The sequence below is a fragment of the Yeosuana marina genome (assembly GCF_011762485.1).
Classification (GTDB): Bacteria; Bacteroidota; Bacteroidia; order Flavobacteriales; family Flavobacteriaceae; genus Yeosuana; species Yeosuana marina.
Map to the genome: position 1 here is coordinate 1 of NZ_JAAKGI010000039.1, position 14923 is coordinate 14923.

Consider the following 14923-nt stretch of genomic DNA (forward strand, 5'->3'; position numbering starts at 1 on the left):
TCACTGTATAGTATAATTTTAAATACGAAAATTAGTAAATTTTATTTGAAATATGAGAATTTTCTTCAAAATTATTTACTCTTGGTAGCATTCAAATTTAGTTTAATAACCAAATAATATAGTTCAGGAAGGAAAAATTATTAATAACGTTTTTTTAGCCTCAATGTATCTTGATTATTAGCTTCTTGGCTGATCTTTTTTACAGCAACATCTAATGGGCTTTCTATTCTTAGTAAATCCTTTTTTGAGACATGTGTATAAATCATTGTTGTTTCTGGTTTGGCATGCCCCAATAATTCTTGAATGTATCTTAAATCAATACCATTTTCTAATAAATGAGTTGCGTAGCTATGTCTAAGGGTATGAGGTGTTACTTTTTTTCTGATGTTGGCAGCTTTACAAGACCTTTTTAAAAATGCTCTAACACTTTCTGGACTGTATTTTTCTGAGGGTTTGCCTTCTGCGAAGAATACTTCTGGCTTATATGTATTTAAATAGTTTAACATTAATGGAATACAACTCTTGGCTAAAATGATGTTTCTGTCCTTTCTCCCTTTGCTGTTTTTTATAATAAGTTGTCTTCTTTGAATATCTATATGTGTCAATTGTAAGTTTATAAGCTCACTTATTCTCAATCCCGCAGAGTAAATCATGGCTATTATGGCTCTATGTTTTAAATTTTTAGTACATCTAAGGATATTAATAATTTCTTCGTTGGAAAGCACGGTGGGCAATATGTTGGATCTTTTTGGTCTATCGAGAGTAAGATTATCTATTTTGCTGTAAGGATAAAAATTCATAAACAGTTTTATGGCACTTGTAAACTGACGATGTGTGCTGATACTGTAATGTCTTGGAATAAATACGTTTTCTATGAAGAGCTCTACATGTCTGTTTGTTAATTCTTCAAGGGGGACAAGGTTAATAAAGTCAAAAAAATCAGCAATAAAAGAGAAATAGGTCTTAATGGTGCTTTCACTGTAGCATTTTCCTCTTAAATAGGATACATAAGCCCTAATGATTTCTTTGTTTTTTTCTGAAATCACCCGCTTCTTTTTGACTGATAATTGGGAGGGTAGTTTATAAATGGATTGGTCAATAGTAATTATAGCGATTGAATCAAAAATTTGATTTGTTAGTTCTAGATGATGGTCTGTGAATGGCGTGTGCCAGCACCTTCTTGAAACACTCCAATTAAAAACCTTTGTACGTTTTATTGCAGAAATTAATTGGTCATTATATTTAAAGTAAACAAAAATCAAGTCTTGATTTTTGTAATATCCTCTTTTAATGTTAACTGTTGGCAATGTATTCATAAGCTAAAATTCATGAAAAAAAACAGTATATTTAATTAATAAACGCTTATATACGCATATAAGCGTTTAAAAATAAGCTTAATGAATACACAATATTGTTTAGCATGTGGTAAGGAACTTAAAGGGCGTTCTGATAAGAAGTTCTGTGATAGTCAATGCAGGAGCACTTTTCATAATACGAATAGAGCACCTCATGAATTGGAGATTCAAAACATAAATAGTGCGCTACGTCGAAATAGAAGTTTGATGGCCCATTTTTGTCCAAGTGGCAAAAGCACTGTTGATAAAGATGTTTTGACAAAACTGGATTTTAAGTTTGATTTGTTTACCCATATTTTCCCTTTTAAAAGTGGGACCTACTTTTTTTGTTACGATTATGGGTTCTTACCCATCATGGATAAAGGAACCGAAAAGATGGTAATAGTTCAAAAACAGTCTTATATGGAAAATTTAAATTTTCATCCATGGGATTTTAATATTGTAAAGAATAAATAGGCTTGTATGAAAATTATAGCTGATGAGGCATCCTGATATCAAATAATGGACTTGACAGTTTTTAAATTTGGAACATCTGGGAACGGGTAACGCCGTAATTGGATTTAATGAAACTTTTAAATCCGTCAAGTCAATTAATAATTAATTTACTAAATTGCCTAAATATTATCAATAATCTGAAAACTAAAAACTGCATACGTTTTTGCATACGATTTTATAAATTGAAGGGGCTGTGAGCCCAGTAAATGTGCTTAAAATTTAACTAACACAGAGCTCATAACCCGAAGGTCACTGGTTCGAGTCCAGTTCCCGCTACTAAACAAGACTCAGGTATATTTTGTATTTGAGTCTTTTCTTTTTTACTGATATAATTGGCTTTAAATGAGTTTGTTAAATCAAAAATCATATTGACTTTACTGGTTCGACATTCCTTGTTTTTTAAAGAAAATTTAAAACCTTCAGGAAATACGATATTTTGGAATACCCTTTTATCGTTATAGTTTAGGGATTTATAGAATTCACTGGGGTTTTCAGCGATTTTAAGAAATATTTTCAATAACTTTTGGTGGTTCGACTTTTTTGAGGGCAAGTTTAAAAGTTGTTTAGTTTTTTCATCAATTTTAATTTTTAATTTCAATCCATGTTTTTCAAAAATATCGTCTGATATTTTGCCTAATGCAAATCGATATTCCATATCATCATAATTCTTCTGTAACTCCGTTATTTCAGTTTTTAAGATCCGTTTCTTTTCACTCAAGTTTGACATTTCAGTATCAATTATTTTTTCCAATTGCTTCGAAAAGAGATTGTGAAAAGGTTTTGAGAACTTAAATGAATCTATAGCTTTTATAAATTGTTGGTTCAGTCCATCATTAAGAGATTTGGATCTGGTATTTGCATTTGCAGTTTTGTTGCATTTACCGCACTTATAATAATAGATTTCTTTTCTTTTATTAAAGTAAGAAGTCATGGTATTATCACAATCGTCGCAAATAAGAAATTTTGGAACCAAGGGCGTGCTTGTCTTACCGTTAATCTTGGGAATACCAATTTGATTGGAATTGGACATCTTAGTTTGTAATAGTTTATATTCTTTCTTAGTGATAATTGGCTCCCAATGACCTTTTATTTCAACTCCTGGAACCAGGCTATTTGTAAAGTAACCCGTATAAAATAGTTTACTCCACATAGCGTTAAGGCTTTGTTTAGGTATATTAAGACCCTCTAAAAGAAGCCAGTCCAAGATTTCCTTGTCCGTGTAGTTTTTATAAAGCTTCAACCTAAATGCTTCTTTTAATAAAAGGCCTTCAGAATTAAGCTTAATTTCCTGTTTTGCCTGAACTTTAAGTGGATCTGTTACTCTAGGTCCAAAATGATTATAACCTCTTGGAGCTCGCCCTAAAAACGTACCTTTTTCTATGGCGTCTTTCATACCAGGAATAATAACATCCTGACGACTAAAATTTTCTTTTTGAGCTTGAAGTAATTGTGTGGAAAATTCATTTTCATTACGTTCTGTAAACGTGTTATCACCCGTACTAACGGAATAGAGAAACACATTGTATTTTCGTCTTAAACTTACAAAAAGTTCTATGTGTTCAGAACCCGCTCTTCCAAATCTGCTTGGAGACCAGATTAAAATAATTTTTGGACGTTTGCTAGCTGGAGTTTTCTTGATGGCATTGATAAGTTCGTTTAATGTTTTCTGGGTGTTTATTCTCTTGGAACTTTCATACTCAGCATCAAACTCTTCAGATATGATCAGATGGTGTTTTTCGGTAAATTCTTTAATGCGTTTCACTTGAGACCTAATGCTGCCATTATTCATGAATTGCTCTTTAGAAGAAACTCTGGTATAAGACCACACGATGGCTCCGTAGAAATCTAAAATGGTGTATTCTTTTCTTTTCATCTTTTAACTATTTGATGTTATCATAAATCAGTTTCGTAAATTGATATAAGCTCAAAGCAAATTCATCATCTTGATTTTTTTGTAAAACTTGATGTGAATCTGTCAAACATTCCAATATCTCTGATTTACTTAATAATTGTGTTTCTTGAAGTTCCTGATTTGATTTTCGGCCCATAGCGAGATAGGATTAAATCAGGCTGTATGTTCAGGAACTGAATGTGTTGTACAAAAGTTTTCATGTTATTTGGTGATTAATGTTAGTTTGTAATTATCTTGACTTCTCGGGTCAATTAATAGTTTGGAACCCTTTGGGATTTTATTTCTTAAAAAGAAATCTGCCAACTCCTCTTCTTTTACATGGCTTTCAGTAATTTTTCTAGTCTTTATATGGCCATGGTCAAAAGCTATTTCAACTGTTTTTGGCCTTTTAAATAAGACTATTTCCCTAATTTGATTTTCTAAATTGCTGAGATATGCTAAATTCTTATCTTTTATTTTAAGATCAATACTTATAATTTTTGATAATTTATCCAATATAGGAATTGAAATTATTGGATATTTAAATGTTAAGCTGCCAAGCTTTAAAAATTGCTCATTGTTGTTTGATAGAAATATATGTTCATTAGTAAGTGGGCTGTACAAGATAAAATGTGGTTGCCCAATATTATTAATACATGACTTGAGCATATCGGTAAAATGATTTATCTCATCTCTAAGTGTGTCCATGACCTTTTCATCTTGGAGTTGATTGGAGAGTATTGATTTAGCCATTTCTGAAAGACCAGACTTCGCTGAATTAATATTTTTTAAAATAACTTGGTCTGCATATTTATTTTCTTTTGGTACCTCCCATACTTTATATGTTAGTAACTTTAATTTTTCAGTACTTAACCCCATATCTGTAAGATCTTTAACAATCATGAGCCAGATTGCTTCAGGAATATTCATCCGTCCATGCTTTTGATCAATTTGGAAAAAATAAGGAATCACTTTATTTTTTCTCCAATAGGAAACCTGTCTGGAACTTACTCCTAATTCTTTTGGAAGAATATATTTTTCGTAGAAAGATTCGCCAAATTTTATATAATATTCATCGGTCATAATTATTAAATTTACACAAATGTAAATAATTAATAATAAAAAATACTATATTTGTAAATATAATTTAAATTTAGTCTATATGGAAACTGTAGTTAATAAGCGTATTTGTCCCCATTGCGGAAAAGAGTTTGTTCCAAAAAGATCAAACCAAGTTTTTGATAATGATAAATGTAGAACAGATTATAATAATAAAAAGAATAATGATAAGCGAAGGCTATTAGCTTCAATTAATAAACCATTGTTGAAGAACTTTGATGTATTTAGTTCGATTGTTGGTGATGAACCATTTAAAATTGTTCATAAAGAGTTTTTAAGAGGAGCTGGATTAAACTTTTCTGTTTTTACACACCTATTTAAAGATGAAAAAATTAATAAATACTGTTATTCAATTTATCATTTCTATTACTTTAAAGTTGATGAGAATCACTATAAAATTGTAAATAATGGTTGATATAGATTTAGAAAATATTCAAATGCTTACTCCCAAAGATATTGATATGGTTGAACTATCCAATGTCAAAGAATTGAACAAAGAAAACACTTATTTAAAATATGGTTTAATTATAAGTTTCCTTTTAATTATTGGTTTTTCAGCTTATGTGATGCAAAAAAAGAATGATGAAAAAAATTAATTTTAATTATTCTCTCACTAATCTCTTCTTCTGAAATTTTAGTTAAGTTTTTTCTTACTAAAATTTTATATATTTAAACTCTCCTAATAATTATTTTATGGCTTTGCGGTTTTCCGCAATTTAGGTTTATGTCTTGTATTTTCATTTATAATGCTAAATTATAAAACCTATATTATTAACTAAATACTTAAATAATATAATATGGATCAATTAATTATTGAAGCAATTGGAAAACAGAATGTAATTGAATTTTTTTATGAAGGAAATCTTAGAGTTGTAGAGACCTATCGTGAAGCTATCGATGGTTGTAAATTTATTAGATTGAGAGTACAAAAACAGAATCAAATGGCTTTTATCAAGTTGTTGAAGCACATTTTATTTGTGGGGAGGGAGTGCAAAGCACGTAGCAACACAAGTCAGCTTCAGCTGATTGTGACCTAACGGTAAATTGTATGAGTAGTGGCAGATTGCGTGGTAGTTACCTGTCAAACCGCTACGCTGTTTGAGCGGGCTACAAACTTTAATATTTACTACATCACCTGCCATTACTTATACAAAATGTTAGCTGTAGTGGTTTCTGTAATGTTAATTAATTATATAATTTCCGAAATTCTAAAGGTGTCAATTCCGTTTTTTTCTTGAATAATTTCCCGAATGATTGTGGGTGTTCAAATCCTAAGCTGTAAGCAATTTCATTTACTGATAACTCTGTAGTTGAAAGTTTCTCTTTTGCTAATTGCATCAATTTTTCGTGAATAAATTCTTGAGTACTTTTACCCGATAGTGTTTTTAATAATCTGCTTAAATAATTGGGTGATAAGTTTAATGAACTAGAGAGATAATTAACTGTTGGTAATCCATTTTCCTGTAAGTCTTTGTTTTTAAAATAATTATTTAAAAGTGTTTCGAATTGCTCAAGTATTCTATGGTTAGTTTTTTTACGAGTAATAAATTGACGTTGGTAAAACCGCTCTGAATAAGTGAGTAATAATTCCAATTGTGAAATGATAACATCTTGACTGAATTTATCAATATTTGAATTGTATTCTTGATTAATATTTTGCATCAAATCGGTTAACGTATTTTGTTCCTTATCCGAAAGATGTAGTGCTTCGGTTAGTTCGTAACCAAAAAAGTCATATTTCTCAATTTTTTGAGCCAAAGATGTATGCCATAAAAAATCGGGATGAAAAATAAGCAACCATCCCGAATGATTTAGTTTTTGTTCATCTTCTACCTCAATACGCATTACTTGATTTGGTGCGATGAAAGCTAATACGCCTTCGTCAAAGTCATATTCCTGTTGTCCATATTTCATTTTACCATTAAATACCTGTTTCAAGGCAATCGAATAAAAACCGTGTGTAAAACTTGAAACCGTCAAATTTTCTTTTCTTTTAATATCGGCAAAATTAATTACGCTAACCAATGGATGTTGTGGTTTTGGTAACTGCATTAATCTATGATATTCGGTTATATTTTTTATGTGAAGTATAGACATAAGTTTTTTTAAATCATTTGTCCACCAGACACTTCAATGCGTTGTGCGTTTATCCATTTTGCATCATCGGAACATAAAAAGGCAACAACACCTCCAATATCATCTGGTAACCCAACACGACCCAAAGCTGTGTTAGTGGCTATAAAGCTATTCATTTTTTCATTATCTCTAACTACTCCACCACCAAAATCAGTTTCAATAGCTCCTGGTGCAATGACGTTTGAGCGAATTTTTCTTTCGCCTAATTCTTTTGCTTGATACTTTGTTAAGGTTTCAATAGCACTTTTCATAGCTGCATACGCTGAAAATCCGTTTAATGCAAAACGTGTAAGTCCTGTTGACACATTGACAATTCCACCACCATCATTTAGAATGTTCAATGCTCTTTGAGTTAATAAATAGGTGCCTTTAAATTGAATATTATAAATTGTATCCAATTGTTCTTCCGTAGTTTTAGCAAAAGGTACGTTTAATCCAATTCCTGCATTATTAATGAGGTAATCGATTTTTTCAACTCCGAATTTGGATTTAATTGACTTTTTAACAATCGCAAAGAACTCTTCAAAATTATTGAATTCAGTAACATTTAATTGAACCGCAATAGCTTGTTGTCCTAAACGCTCAATTTCTTTGATAACCTCTTTAGCTTTATCTTCGTTGTTGTTATATGTTAGAATTATATGAATTCCTTTTTTTGCCAATTCTAAAGCCATATTTTTTCCTAATCCACGACTTCCACCTGTTACTAAAGCAATTTTTATTTCGTTTTTCATTTTGTTTGTTTTATAAATTGAATAATATTTTTAAGCCCTCTTTTAGGTTTTTTGGTTTACGTCCGAGATATTGTTGCAATTCATTTGTAACCATTTCCTCTTGTCCGTTTTTAATATCAAGATTAAAACCAACTATCTTTTTGACCATTGATTCAGGAACTCCGTTTTCTAACATTATTTTTTTGAATGGCTCAACTTCAATAGGTTTGTAATTTACCTGTTTGCCCGAAAGTTCAGTCAGTGCAGTTGCAACATCATAAAAAGAATATGCATTAGAACCCGTAAAATTTAATGTTTGGTTTTTGAAACTTTCGTTCATTAAAACATTAGCGATTGCCTCGGCTTGTTCAGCTTTTAAAACATAGGCAACTTTTCCATTTCCAGCAGGTTGTAATATACCTCTCTCCAATACGTTTTTGCCAACAAAAAGTGGTAATACATCCATATACAAAGCATTTCTGAAAATGATATATTTCAATCCGCTTTGTTTAACATAGTCTTCAGTCAGGAAATGTTCTATCATTAGTTTATTTACTAACGTGTTTTTGTCTTTTAAAGAACGACTTGTATAAGCAATGTTCTGAACACCTTTCTTTTTTGCAGTATCAATAACGTTTCTATGTTCTTGCATTCTATCGCCTTGGTCTCCCGAAGAAATTAGTAAAACGGTATCTACATTCTCCATCGCTTTTTCAAGTGATTGCACATCGCTATATTGCCCGATAAACGCGTTTAATCCTCTTTTTTCAAATTCAATTTTGCTTTCTTCTTTTCTTGTAAGCACCGAAATATTTTCAGCTGTCCCAGTTTTTAGAAATGTTTTAATAACTGTACTCCCTAATTCTCCAGTTGCTCCAGTAATTAATATTTTTTTCATTTTCCAATTTTTAAAAGTGAAGTACAAAGGTTAAATAGATAAGTGATAGTTTTGTAGCCAAAACTATCTTTGTATCAGCCAAATCGGATAAATGACTGTAGTTTGTTGATTAGCAAGATGTTTTTTCGCCATTACAGCTAACATATGGATAAACGCAATTGCGTTTATCAACATTATATTTATCATGATAAATATACTTAATTTTCTTACATATCCAGAGGGTTTTAAATAAAAATATTTACTTGATTTTTATATGGGAGAAGAGATAAAGGATAAATACAAGTTAATTGAGAAAGAAATCAACGATTTATAGCAACTTGAATTGTTTTTAATCCAATAAAATAAAAATTTAAATGTTTTTAAAGCTATTTAAAACAAATTAAAAGGTTTTGAAAACGTATTAATTGGAATTTATATGTTCTAATTTTTATTTTATTGCTTGTTTTTTCCAAGTTATTCAATGAAATATTTTATTATGAAGGCTTCGCTACATTTTTAAGTGCGTTGTTTTTTCAAAAAACATAACTAACTATAATTGATTTCAGAGGCCTAATAATTTGTACTATAATGTACCGCGTTATGTAACTTGAGCTTTGGTTAAAAGCGAAAGTTGTTATTACAGTTTTTGAAAAAATTTATTCTAAAAAGTTTCTTCTACAATGTTAAAGGAACACTTTTTATGCGACGACGTAGGAGGGAAGCGTAATGTGTGTGGAATGGGCTTTGTTATATAAATTTTATAGCTTAACTTTGAGATATGGCAGATGTAATTTTTTCAATTGGGCATGGAAATAAAAGTATTGATTCATTTATTGATGAATTAAAACAATTTGATATTGAATTTTTATTAGATGTTAGGACTTCACCAATGTCTAAATTCAATCCTCAATTTAATAGACCTTTACTTGAAGAAGATTTGAAAAAGCATATGATTACTTATGTTTTTGCAGGTGAACAATTAGGTGGGCTACCAAAAGATCCGACCTGTTATACAAATGGTAAAGTAGATTATTCTAAAATAAGAGAAATGCCTTTTTTTCAAGACGCTATAAAAGTTTTAGTTGAAGCGAACAACGAGAACATGAAAATTGCTTTAATGTGTAGCGAGTCAAACCCTTCAGAGTGTCATAGAAGTAAATTAATTGGTCAGGAATTATTAGAACATAATATTTCACTAAATCATATTGTATCAAATAAAATAAAAGATCAAAAAACAGTGATAGATGAGCTTACAAAAGGTAAAGGCCTTGATAATTTATTTGGAGAAGAAGGCTTGACTTCTAGAAAAACATACATCTAAAATTTATGAACTTTTATACAATTGGAGTTTATAACTCTAACGAAAAAGAATTCTTCGATAAATTAATTACAAATAAAATAGACGTGTTTTGTGATATTCGTCAAAGACGTGGTGTTAGAGGTTCTAAATATTCTTTTGTTAATAGTAATAAACTTCAAAGTAAATTACAAGATTCAGGAATTAAGTATTTTCATTTTCTAGGTTTAGCACCAAACAAAGAAATTAGAGAGTTACAAAAGTTAGCCGATTTAAACAATCATGAATTAAAAAGAGATAGAAAAACTTTAGGACAAGTATTTATTAAAGAGTATAAAAATCAGGTAGTTAATCATTTTAACTTTGTTGAATTTTTGGAAGAACTAAAAAAAGCCAACGCAAATAATATTGTATTGTTTTGTGTTGAAGAATCATATAAAGCTTGTCATAGGTCATTAGTCGCAGAAAAATTAAACAGTGAGTTTGGGTTCAATGTCAAAAATATTTAAATATTGGAAGTACTAATAACATCAAAAACTCACGTAGGAAATTCAGCATGTGTTGGAGGAATAGTTTTAGAAACATTACAATTTGTAAGATTATTAAATGGTAAGAACACTTATCAACCTGGTGACACAGAATTAGAAATAGGTCAAATTTGGGAAATAGATTTTGCTTCACATCCTGATGTTGCACCTCATGTTGAAGACGTATATGTAATTAATAAAAAATTTATTAGAACTTTAGCTGACGTTAGAGCATTTGTTGTTAAAAATCTAAATGTTTGGGAAGGTAAACCTGAAATTTTATTTGATGGATTACTCAAGTGGACAGGTAATGGAAGTGGTTTTTTGGATAACCCAAATAATTTACCTCAAAATAGTGTAGGTTTTTGGATTAGTGATCGTGATTTAATTTTAGAAGATAATCGCTACTTTGTTTATAAAAGAAAACGAATATGGAAAAGTCGTAAATTTAGTTACGTAGGCTTTCCAGATAGGATTTCAGTAATTCCAGCCGGCACCTTGATAAGAGTTTCATTAGCAAAATGGTGGAAACCAGAAGATATTGCGATTGGACATCGATGTTATTTACAATTATCTGGTTGGTATTAAATTAAGAAAAGGAGGAAACCCTTTTCTTAAAGAGTTTCCTACCTATGACACTTTACCATATAATTGAATTAATTTATCTATATCTATTGATGGATAATGAGATTTTACATAATCCTGAAAATCAATAAGTGAACCACTATAGCTTTTCACATATTTAATTAATTCATGTTTTGGCTTTCTAAAATGGCTATTAATATTCTTAATTATTGCTTTCTTTGTGCCATCTTTTAACTCATTAATAAAACTATCGTTGTTAGTTTTAATCTTTCCATCCAAAATATCTTTTGAGATATAATTGCTAGATACAAACCAATTATAATGATTAGTATATATTCTTTGGCCACTAGTCAAAAATTGAGGCACTAAAATTATGTGCTTGCCTTTATAATAAGGAAGTTTTACTTTTTTAGTACTCCATTTTTTAGTTAAGTGATCATAATATTCAATTTTTGTATCCGCAACCTGAATACTATACTTTATACATTGTTGCAATGTAAATTCAGCTAATATATCTCTACATACATTTGCTAATGTATCTGACATATTATCTTGTCCAATACCTTTAACTAATAATAATACATTGTGTGCTTCATTTGTTATTGTTAAACCAGCTTTCACTAATTTATTTGCTCTTAGAGAATCAAATACTATTTCTGCTTTTGTAGAACCAATACCTTTGCCCTTATTATTGTGTGAATATCCTAAATGATATTCATTAGCTTCACCCAAATAAGACAAGAATTTTAAACCATTATTTCTATCATTAGGAATAACATAGGTTCTATTTAGTGTTTCTAAAAATGATTTACTTCTTAAGTATAACCTTTTTGCTATCATACTGCTCATATTATTTGCAATATGATATGGGTCAATAAATGCTTCTAAATCATTTTCCATTAAAATGTTTAGATGTTCTGTGGTATTGCTTTTAATACCAAAATGTTCATTAAATGTTTCTAATTTTACCATTTGTTGTGTTGTTTAAAATTTATAAATAATTTATTTTAAAATCCATCTATAGAAATTAATCTATAGACAGATTTTGATATGATTTTAAGATTATTATTTACCTTTACTATCACTTCTGTTACTTCTTACGTGAGGCTTAACTTTTATTATTTTACCTCCAACATTTTTAGTATAACCAGGAATTCTGTTGTATTTTCTACCTTCTGAATCTTTTGCCATATTTTACACCTCCTTTCATACTTGTACATTATAATTATTTATGTAAATTGTTAACCATTTACTATCTACATAAGACTATTAACTTTAGAAAATAAAAGTTCCCCAAAATGGGGTAAAAAAATAATTTGCAATAAATATGACTATAGAAGATGTTGGTCCTTTTTTTGAAAGCAATTCGCTTAAGCTAGAAGAAATAAGCAAAGTTGAGTGGGAAATTGCTTTAAGAAAAGCTGAAAAACATTTAGACTATAGATTATGGAATAAAACAGTATTTGGTGCTCATACAGTTGAAAATCTTGAAGTACCTGCTAAAGAATACTATTTCAATTATGCTTATATGAGTATATTAAATGGTTCTTGGGAATGGAAAAATGAATTTGATTTACCTCAACAGTTAATTAGAATTATTGATAGCAGAATATCAACAGTGGTTAAAGCTTATCGTAATGCAAAATTAAAAAATGAAGAAAGAGTAGAGGAATGTAAGTATGAATTCACAAATTCTATAGAAATTCAAGACATTGAGAGTACATTCTATGACCTAGAAAGTGAAAAAGAAATTAGTGAAGAAGAATTATTAAAAGTAGAGGAGGAATATAATAGAATTGATCAATTTGTTTCAGAGAGTGAAGACGAAGATTTTATTATGTTTTGGGATTGTGTAAAAGAAGGTTATACTAGAAGTGACATTGCAGAACTTATTGCTAAAACTCCAAAGCAATTGGATAAAATTAAAGAGAAATTTTTGAGACATTTAAGAAAAGAATTAAAAGAAAATGGAAACCAATAACGAATTAAAAGCATTAAAAAATTTTTATGGTTTACTTATGGAAATGAATTATCATAAGGAACCTGCCGATTTTGTTGAGGAACTCCAAGAAGAAAACCCTTTTGTTTCATTACACTTAAAAAATGTAATGCTTCATCGAACTAAAGCAAAAGCAATTTTAAAAAAGAAAAAGTATTTAGCTTTAAAAGAACAATTTTTTGCTTTAAAAGAATTAGGTCTAGATAAATTACAAGAACTATTTGCTCCAAAGGAGAGAACTGAGATGGTTAAATTATTTAGAAAATTTGATGAACTCACAGAAAAAGATATTGATGCTATTAATGATGATCAGGATTTTTTAATTTTTATTTCTTCTTTAAAGGATAAATTAGAAGACAAGGATGGCACTAAATAAACCACAAATTGAAGCAAATAAATTATTAAATAATTTAGGATGGTCAAAACCAGGAGATTTAACGTTAAATGAAATAGCTTTTGCTTCTAATGCTTTTGTAGAAGAATCCATAATTGAAGGTTCTGAAGGTAGGATTGTTATGAGAGGTAATGAAGCAATAATTACAGTTAGCTCAAAAATAGAGTTTGAACCAAAGAAAAAATTTGTTCTTTCTCACGAAATAGGACATTTAATATTGCACAAAGATATTTCTGAACTTTTTTCAGATACTGATAAAACACTATATGATTGGTTTGCAAATGGGAAGCACGAAATTGAGGCTAACCAATTTGCATCTGAATTATTAATGCCGAGTGAATTATTTAAATCAAGGGTTATAGGAGAAAAAATGAGTTTAGATTTAATTCGAGAAACAGCTGATTTTTTTGGAACTTCTCAAACTGCTACGTTATTAAAGTATAAAGATTTAGGAGACTTTTCAGTTTCTATTATATATATGGAAAATGGAATAGTAAAATGGAAGACTGAATCTACAGATTTTCCTCTTAAATTTTTAAAAATTGGAAGTAAAGCTCCTGATGGTTCTGTGGCAGGAGATTTTTTTAATGGTCAAGGTTTAGAAGAAGCCCCTGTTTTGGTCGAAGCTTTGGAATGGTTTCCTGATGATTTTGGAATAGAAGAACATTTAGAGACTGAATTGTATGAACATAATTTCCGAATTGGGACAAATGGATTATTATGTTGTCTTTGGATGCAATAACATTATGTAAAATAGAATCTCGATGTTAAACTTGGCCTCATAAAATTTTGGTTAAAACAATAGGAGAAATGAGCGTGCATATTTTAGGGGTCTAGTAATAAAGTTTCTTAAGATTTTCAATTATAAAAGGGATTTCAAAGCAATGTTAATAGTAAAAAGGTTTTCTAAAATATAGCGAATGAGCCGTTAATTGTTTCCAAAATTATATGGAGCCTTGAATTTTTGTTTCTTTTGTTTCAAGACAAAAGATAATGAAAACGAAAAAAAGGATTAATTGAAGTTCTGCATATAACAAGTGTATGGAAATTTATTTTTCTTAAATTTTATACTCTTGTGGCAAGCTTACGAGAATGTTGTGAAATTTTTTATAACGTACATTTTATTGAATACGCGATTTTTAATAAGAGCAAAAAGGTTAGCTTTTATTTTGGCGTTGGCAAGCGATGGATAATTGTGTGTAAAATAAATTGCCAGAGCAATTTATTTTATAAAGCAATCGAGCGTTTGGCAGCGGCTATTTTACATAACGGCTAATTATAGATACAAATGTTTTATAAACGCTGCGAAGCAAACCGCTTATTAGTTTAATGACCCAAGTTCCAATTATTTTAATGAAAATGTAAGTATCTGGGATATTTTACATAATATTGAATTATAGCTATCAAATGGAAACATTGTACTAAACAACATAAACCAACATTTGTACTATAATTATTCTTATGTCTAACAGTTTATAGTTTAAACTTGTATGAAGCTTGCAAAGTAAGATAAAATAAATTTATAATAATGTTTC

At 29.5% G+C, this 14923-nt stretch carries 19 protein-coding genes; 10 read left to right on the top strand and 9 right to left on the bottom strand.

The annotated features are described in order from the left end of the window. Positions 1-140: 140 nt before the first annotated feature. Positions 141-1316: a tyrosine-type recombinase/integrase gene (locus tag G5V56_RS16895; RefSeq protein WP_166967307.1), complete on the bottom strand. Its 1176-nt coding sequence runs from the start codon at positions 1314-1316 to the stop codon at positions 141-143. A gap of 81 nt (positions 1317-1397) precedes the next feature. Between G5V56_RS16895 and G5V56_RS16900 the strand changes: the two genes are divergently transcribed. Continuing rightward, complete coding sequence (locus G5V56_RS16900; RefSeq protein ID WP_166967309.1) at positions 1398-1811, top strand: hypothetical protein; 414 nt, start codon at positions 1398-1400, stop codon at positions 1809-1811. Between the two features lie 274 nt (positions 1812-2085). Here the strand turns inward: G5V56_RS16900 and G5V56_RS16905 are convergent, their stop codons facing one another. From G5V56_RS16905 to G5V56_RS16915, 3 genes are all read right to left on the bottom strand, one after another. Further along, positions 2086-3723, bottom strand: a complete 1638-nt coding sequence (locus G5V56_RS16905; protein WP_166967312.1) for a recombinase family protein — start codon at positions 3721-3723, stop codon at positions 2086-2088. Between the two features lie 7 nt (positions 3724-3730). After that, entirely contained in the window at positions 3731-3898 is a 168-nt protein-coding gene (locus tag G5V56_RS16910; RefSeq protein WP_166967314.1) for a hypothetical protein, read from the bottom strand. Positions 3899-3963: 65 nt separating this feature from the next. Beyond that, entirely contained in the window at positions 3964-4824 is an 861-nt protein-coding gene (locus G5V56_RS16915; protein ID WP_166967316.1) for a hypothetical protein, read from the bottom strand. Between the two features lie 79 nt (positions 4825-4903). Between G5V56_RS16915 and G5V56_RS16920 the strand changes: the two genes are divergently transcribed. The 3 genes from G5V56_RS16920 to G5V56_RS16930 all read left to right on the top strand — a co-directional run bounded on the left by G5V56_RS16920 (position 4904) and on the right by G5V56_RS16930 (position 5897). Next, positions 4904-5275, top strand: a complete 372-nt coding sequence (locus G5V56_RS16920) for a hypothetical protein (protein ID WP_166967318.1) — start codon at positions 4904-4906, stop codon at positions 5273-5275. Next, a complete protein-coding gene (locus G5V56_RS16925; protein WP_166967320.1) occupies positions 5268-5456 on the top strand; it encodes a hypothetical protein in 189 nt (62 codons plus the stop codon). The genes G5V56_RS16920 and G5V56_RS16925 overlap by 8 nt, the downstream gene beginning before the upstream one ends. Positions 5457-5657: 201 nt before the next feature. Continuing rightward, on the top strand, positions 5658-5897 hold the full coding sequence (locus G5V56_RS16930) for a hypothetical protein (protein ID WP_166967322.1): 240 nt from the start codon (positions 5658-5660) through the stop codon (positions 5895-5897). A 148-nt stretch (positions 5898-6045) separates the two neighbouring features. On the opposite strand, the gene G5V56_RS16935 is transcribed toward G5V56_RS16930, so the two are convergent. The 3 genes from G5V56_RS16935 to G5V56_RS16945 are packed head-to-tail and all read right to left on the bottom strand — an operon-like array spanning position 6046 to position 8607. Beyond that, complete coding sequence (locus G5V56_RS16935) at positions 6046-6957, bottom strand: helix-turn-helix domain-containing protein (protein WP_166967324.1); 912 nt, start codon at positions 6955-6957, stop codon at positions 6046-6048. Between the two features lie 8 nt (positions 6958-6965). After that, a complete protein-coding gene (locus G5V56_RS16940; RefSeq protein ID WP_166967326.1) occupies positions 6966-7730 on the bottom strand; it encodes an SDR family NAD(P)-dependent oxidoreductase in 765 nt (254 codons plus the stop codon). A gap of 10 nt (positions 7731-7740) precedes the next feature. Next, positions 7741-8607: an SDR family oxidoreductase gene (locus tag G5V56_RS16945; RefSeq protein WP_166967328.1), complete on the bottom strand. Its 867-nt coding sequence runs from the start codon at positions 8605-8607 to the stop codon at positions 7741-7743. 757 nt (positions 8608-9364) lie between these two features. On the opposite strand from G5V56_RS16945, the gene G5V56_RS16950 reads away from it, so the two are divergent. From G5V56_RS16950 to G5V56_RS16960, 3 genes are read left to right on the top strand one after another with little or no spacing between them, the layout of a single operon-like run. Then, on the top strand, positions 9365-9907 hold the full coding sequence (locus tag G5V56_RS16950; RefSeq protein WP_166967330.1) for a DUF488 domain-containing protein: 543 nt from the start codon (positions 9365-9367) through the stop codon (positions 9905-9907). Between the two features lie 5 nt (positions 9908-9912). Then, entirely contained in the window at positions 9913-10392 is a 480-nt protein-coding gene (locus G5V56_RS16955; RefSeq protein ID WP_166967332.1) for a DUF488 domain-containing protein, read from the top strand. 3 nt (positions 10393-10395) lie between these two features. Beyond that, positions 10396-10998 carry a dual OB domain-containing protein gene (locus G5V56_RS16960; RefSeq protein WP_166967334.1) on the top strand — a complete coding sequence of 201 codons (603 nt, stop codon included), beginning with the start codon at positions 10396-10398 and terminating at the stop codon, positions 10996-10998. Between the two features lie 42 nt (positions 10999-11040). Here G5V56_RS16960 and G5V56_RS16965 read toward each other — a convergent pair whose 3' ends face one another. Continuing rightward, entirely contained in the window at positions 11041-11967 is a 927-nt protein-coding gene (locus G5V56_RS16965; protein ID WP_166967336.1) for a hypothetical protein, read from the bottom strand. 93 nt (positions 11968-12060) lie between these two features. After that, positions 12061-12186 (bottom strand): hypothetical protein, encoded by a 126-nt coding sequence (locus G5V56_RS19150; protein ID WP_262886930.1) that lies wholly within the window; start codon positions 12184-12186, stop codon positions 12061-12063. 136 nt (positions 12187-12322) lie between these two features. Between G5V56_RS19150 and G5V56_RS16970 the strand changes: the two genes are divergently transcribed. The 3 genes from G5V56_RS16970 to G5V56_RS16980 are packed head-to-tail and all read left to right on the top strand — an operon-like array spanning position 12323 to position 14130. Beyond that, positions 12323-12976, top strand: a complete 654-nt coding sequence (locus G5V56_RS16970; protein WP_166967338.1) for a hypothetical protein — start codon at positions 12323-12325, stop codon at positions 12974-12976. Next, complete coding sequence (locus tag G5V56_RS16975; RefSeq protein WP_166967340.1) at positions 12963-13370, top strand: hypothetical protein; 408 nt, start codon at positions 12963-12965, stop codon at positions 13368-13370. Before G5V56_RS16970 ends, G5V56_RS16975 begins: the two co-directional genes overlap by 14 nt. After that, the gene (locus G5V56_RS16980) at positions 13357-14130 is read left to right on the top strand and encodes an ImmA/IrrE family metallo-endopeptidase (protein WP_166967348.1); all 774 of its coding nucleotides are present in this window, start codon (positions 13357-13359) and stop codon (positions 14128-14130) included. Before G5V56_RS16975 ends, G5V56_RS16980 begins: the two co-directional genes overlap by 14 nt. Positions 14131-14923 lie beyond the last annotated feature (793 nt).

Bases quoted from the DNA above. Each gene is read 5' to 3' on its own strand.
- G5V56_RS16905 (WP_166967312.1), bottom strand. From the start codon at position 3,723: ATGAAAAGAAAAGAATACACCATTTTAGATTTCTACGGAGCCATCGTG.
- G5V56_RS19150 (WP_262886930.1), bottom strand. From the start codon at position 12,186: ATGGCAAAAGATTCAGAAGGTAGAAAATACAACAGAATTCCTGGTTAT.
- G5V56_RS16915 (WP_166967316.1), bottom strand. From the start codon at position 4,824: ATGACCGATGAATATTATATAAAATTTGGCGAATCTTTCTACGAAAAA.
- G5V56_RS16925 (WP_166967320.1), top strand. From the start codon at position 5,268: ATGGTTGATATAGATTTAGAAAATATTCAAATGCTTACTCCCAAAGAT.
- G5V56_RS16980 (WP_166967348.1), top strand. From the start codon at position 13,357: ATGGCACTAAATAAACCACAAATTGAAGCAAATAAATTATTAAATAAT.
- G5V56_RS16920 (WP_166967318.1), top strand. From the start codon at position 4,904: ATGGAAACTGTAGTTAATAAGCGTATTTGTCCCCATTGCGGAAAAGAG.
- G5V56_RS16965 (WP_166967336.1), bottom strand. From the start codon at position 11,967: ATGGTAAAATTAGAAACATTTAATGAACATTTTGGTATTAAAAGCAAT.
- G5V56_RS16895 (WP_166967307.1), bottom strand. From the start codon at position 1,316: ATGAATACATTGCCAACAGTTAACATTAAAAGAGGATATTACAAAAAT.
- G5V56_RS16970 (WP_166967338.1), top strand. From the start codon at position 12,323: ATGACTATAGAAGATGTTGGTCCTTTTTTTGAAAGCAATTCGCTTAAG.
- G5V56_RS16945 (WP_166967328.1), bottom strand. From the start codon at position 8,607: ATGAAAAAAATATTAATTACTGGAGCAACTGGAGAATTAGGGAGTACA.
- G5V56_RS16975 (WP_166967340.1), top strand. From the start codon at position 12,963: ATGGAAACCAATAACGAATTAAAAGCATTAAAAAATTTTTATGGTTTA.
- G5V56_RS16950 (WP_166967330.1), top strand. From the start codon at position 9,365: ATGGCAGATGTAATTTTTTCAATTGGGCATGGAAATAAAAGTATTGAT.
- G5V56_RS16900 (WP_166967309.1), top strand. From the start codon at position 1,398: ATGAATACACAATATTGTTTAGCATGTGGTAAGGAACTTAAAGGGCGT.
- G5V56_RS16930 (WP_166967322.1), top strand. From the start codon at position 5,658: ATGGATCAATTAATTATTGAAGCAATTGGAAAACAGAATGTAATTGAA.
- G5V56_RS16910 (WP_166967314.1), bottom strand. From the start codon at position 3,898: ATGGGCCGAAAATCAAATCAGGAACTTCAAGAAACACAATTATTAAGT.
- G5V56_RS16940 (WP_166967326.1), bottom strand. From the start codon at position 7,730: ATGAAAAACGAAATAAAAATTGCTTTAGTAACAGGTGGAAGTCGTGGA.
- G5V56_RS16955 (WP_166967332.1), top strand. From the start codon at position 9,913: ATGAACTTTTATACAATTGGAGTTTATAACTCTAACGAAAAAGAATTC.
- G5V56_RS16935 (WP_166967324.1), bottom strand. From the start codon at position 6,957: ATGTCTATACTTCACATAAAAAATATAACCGAATATCATAGATTAATG.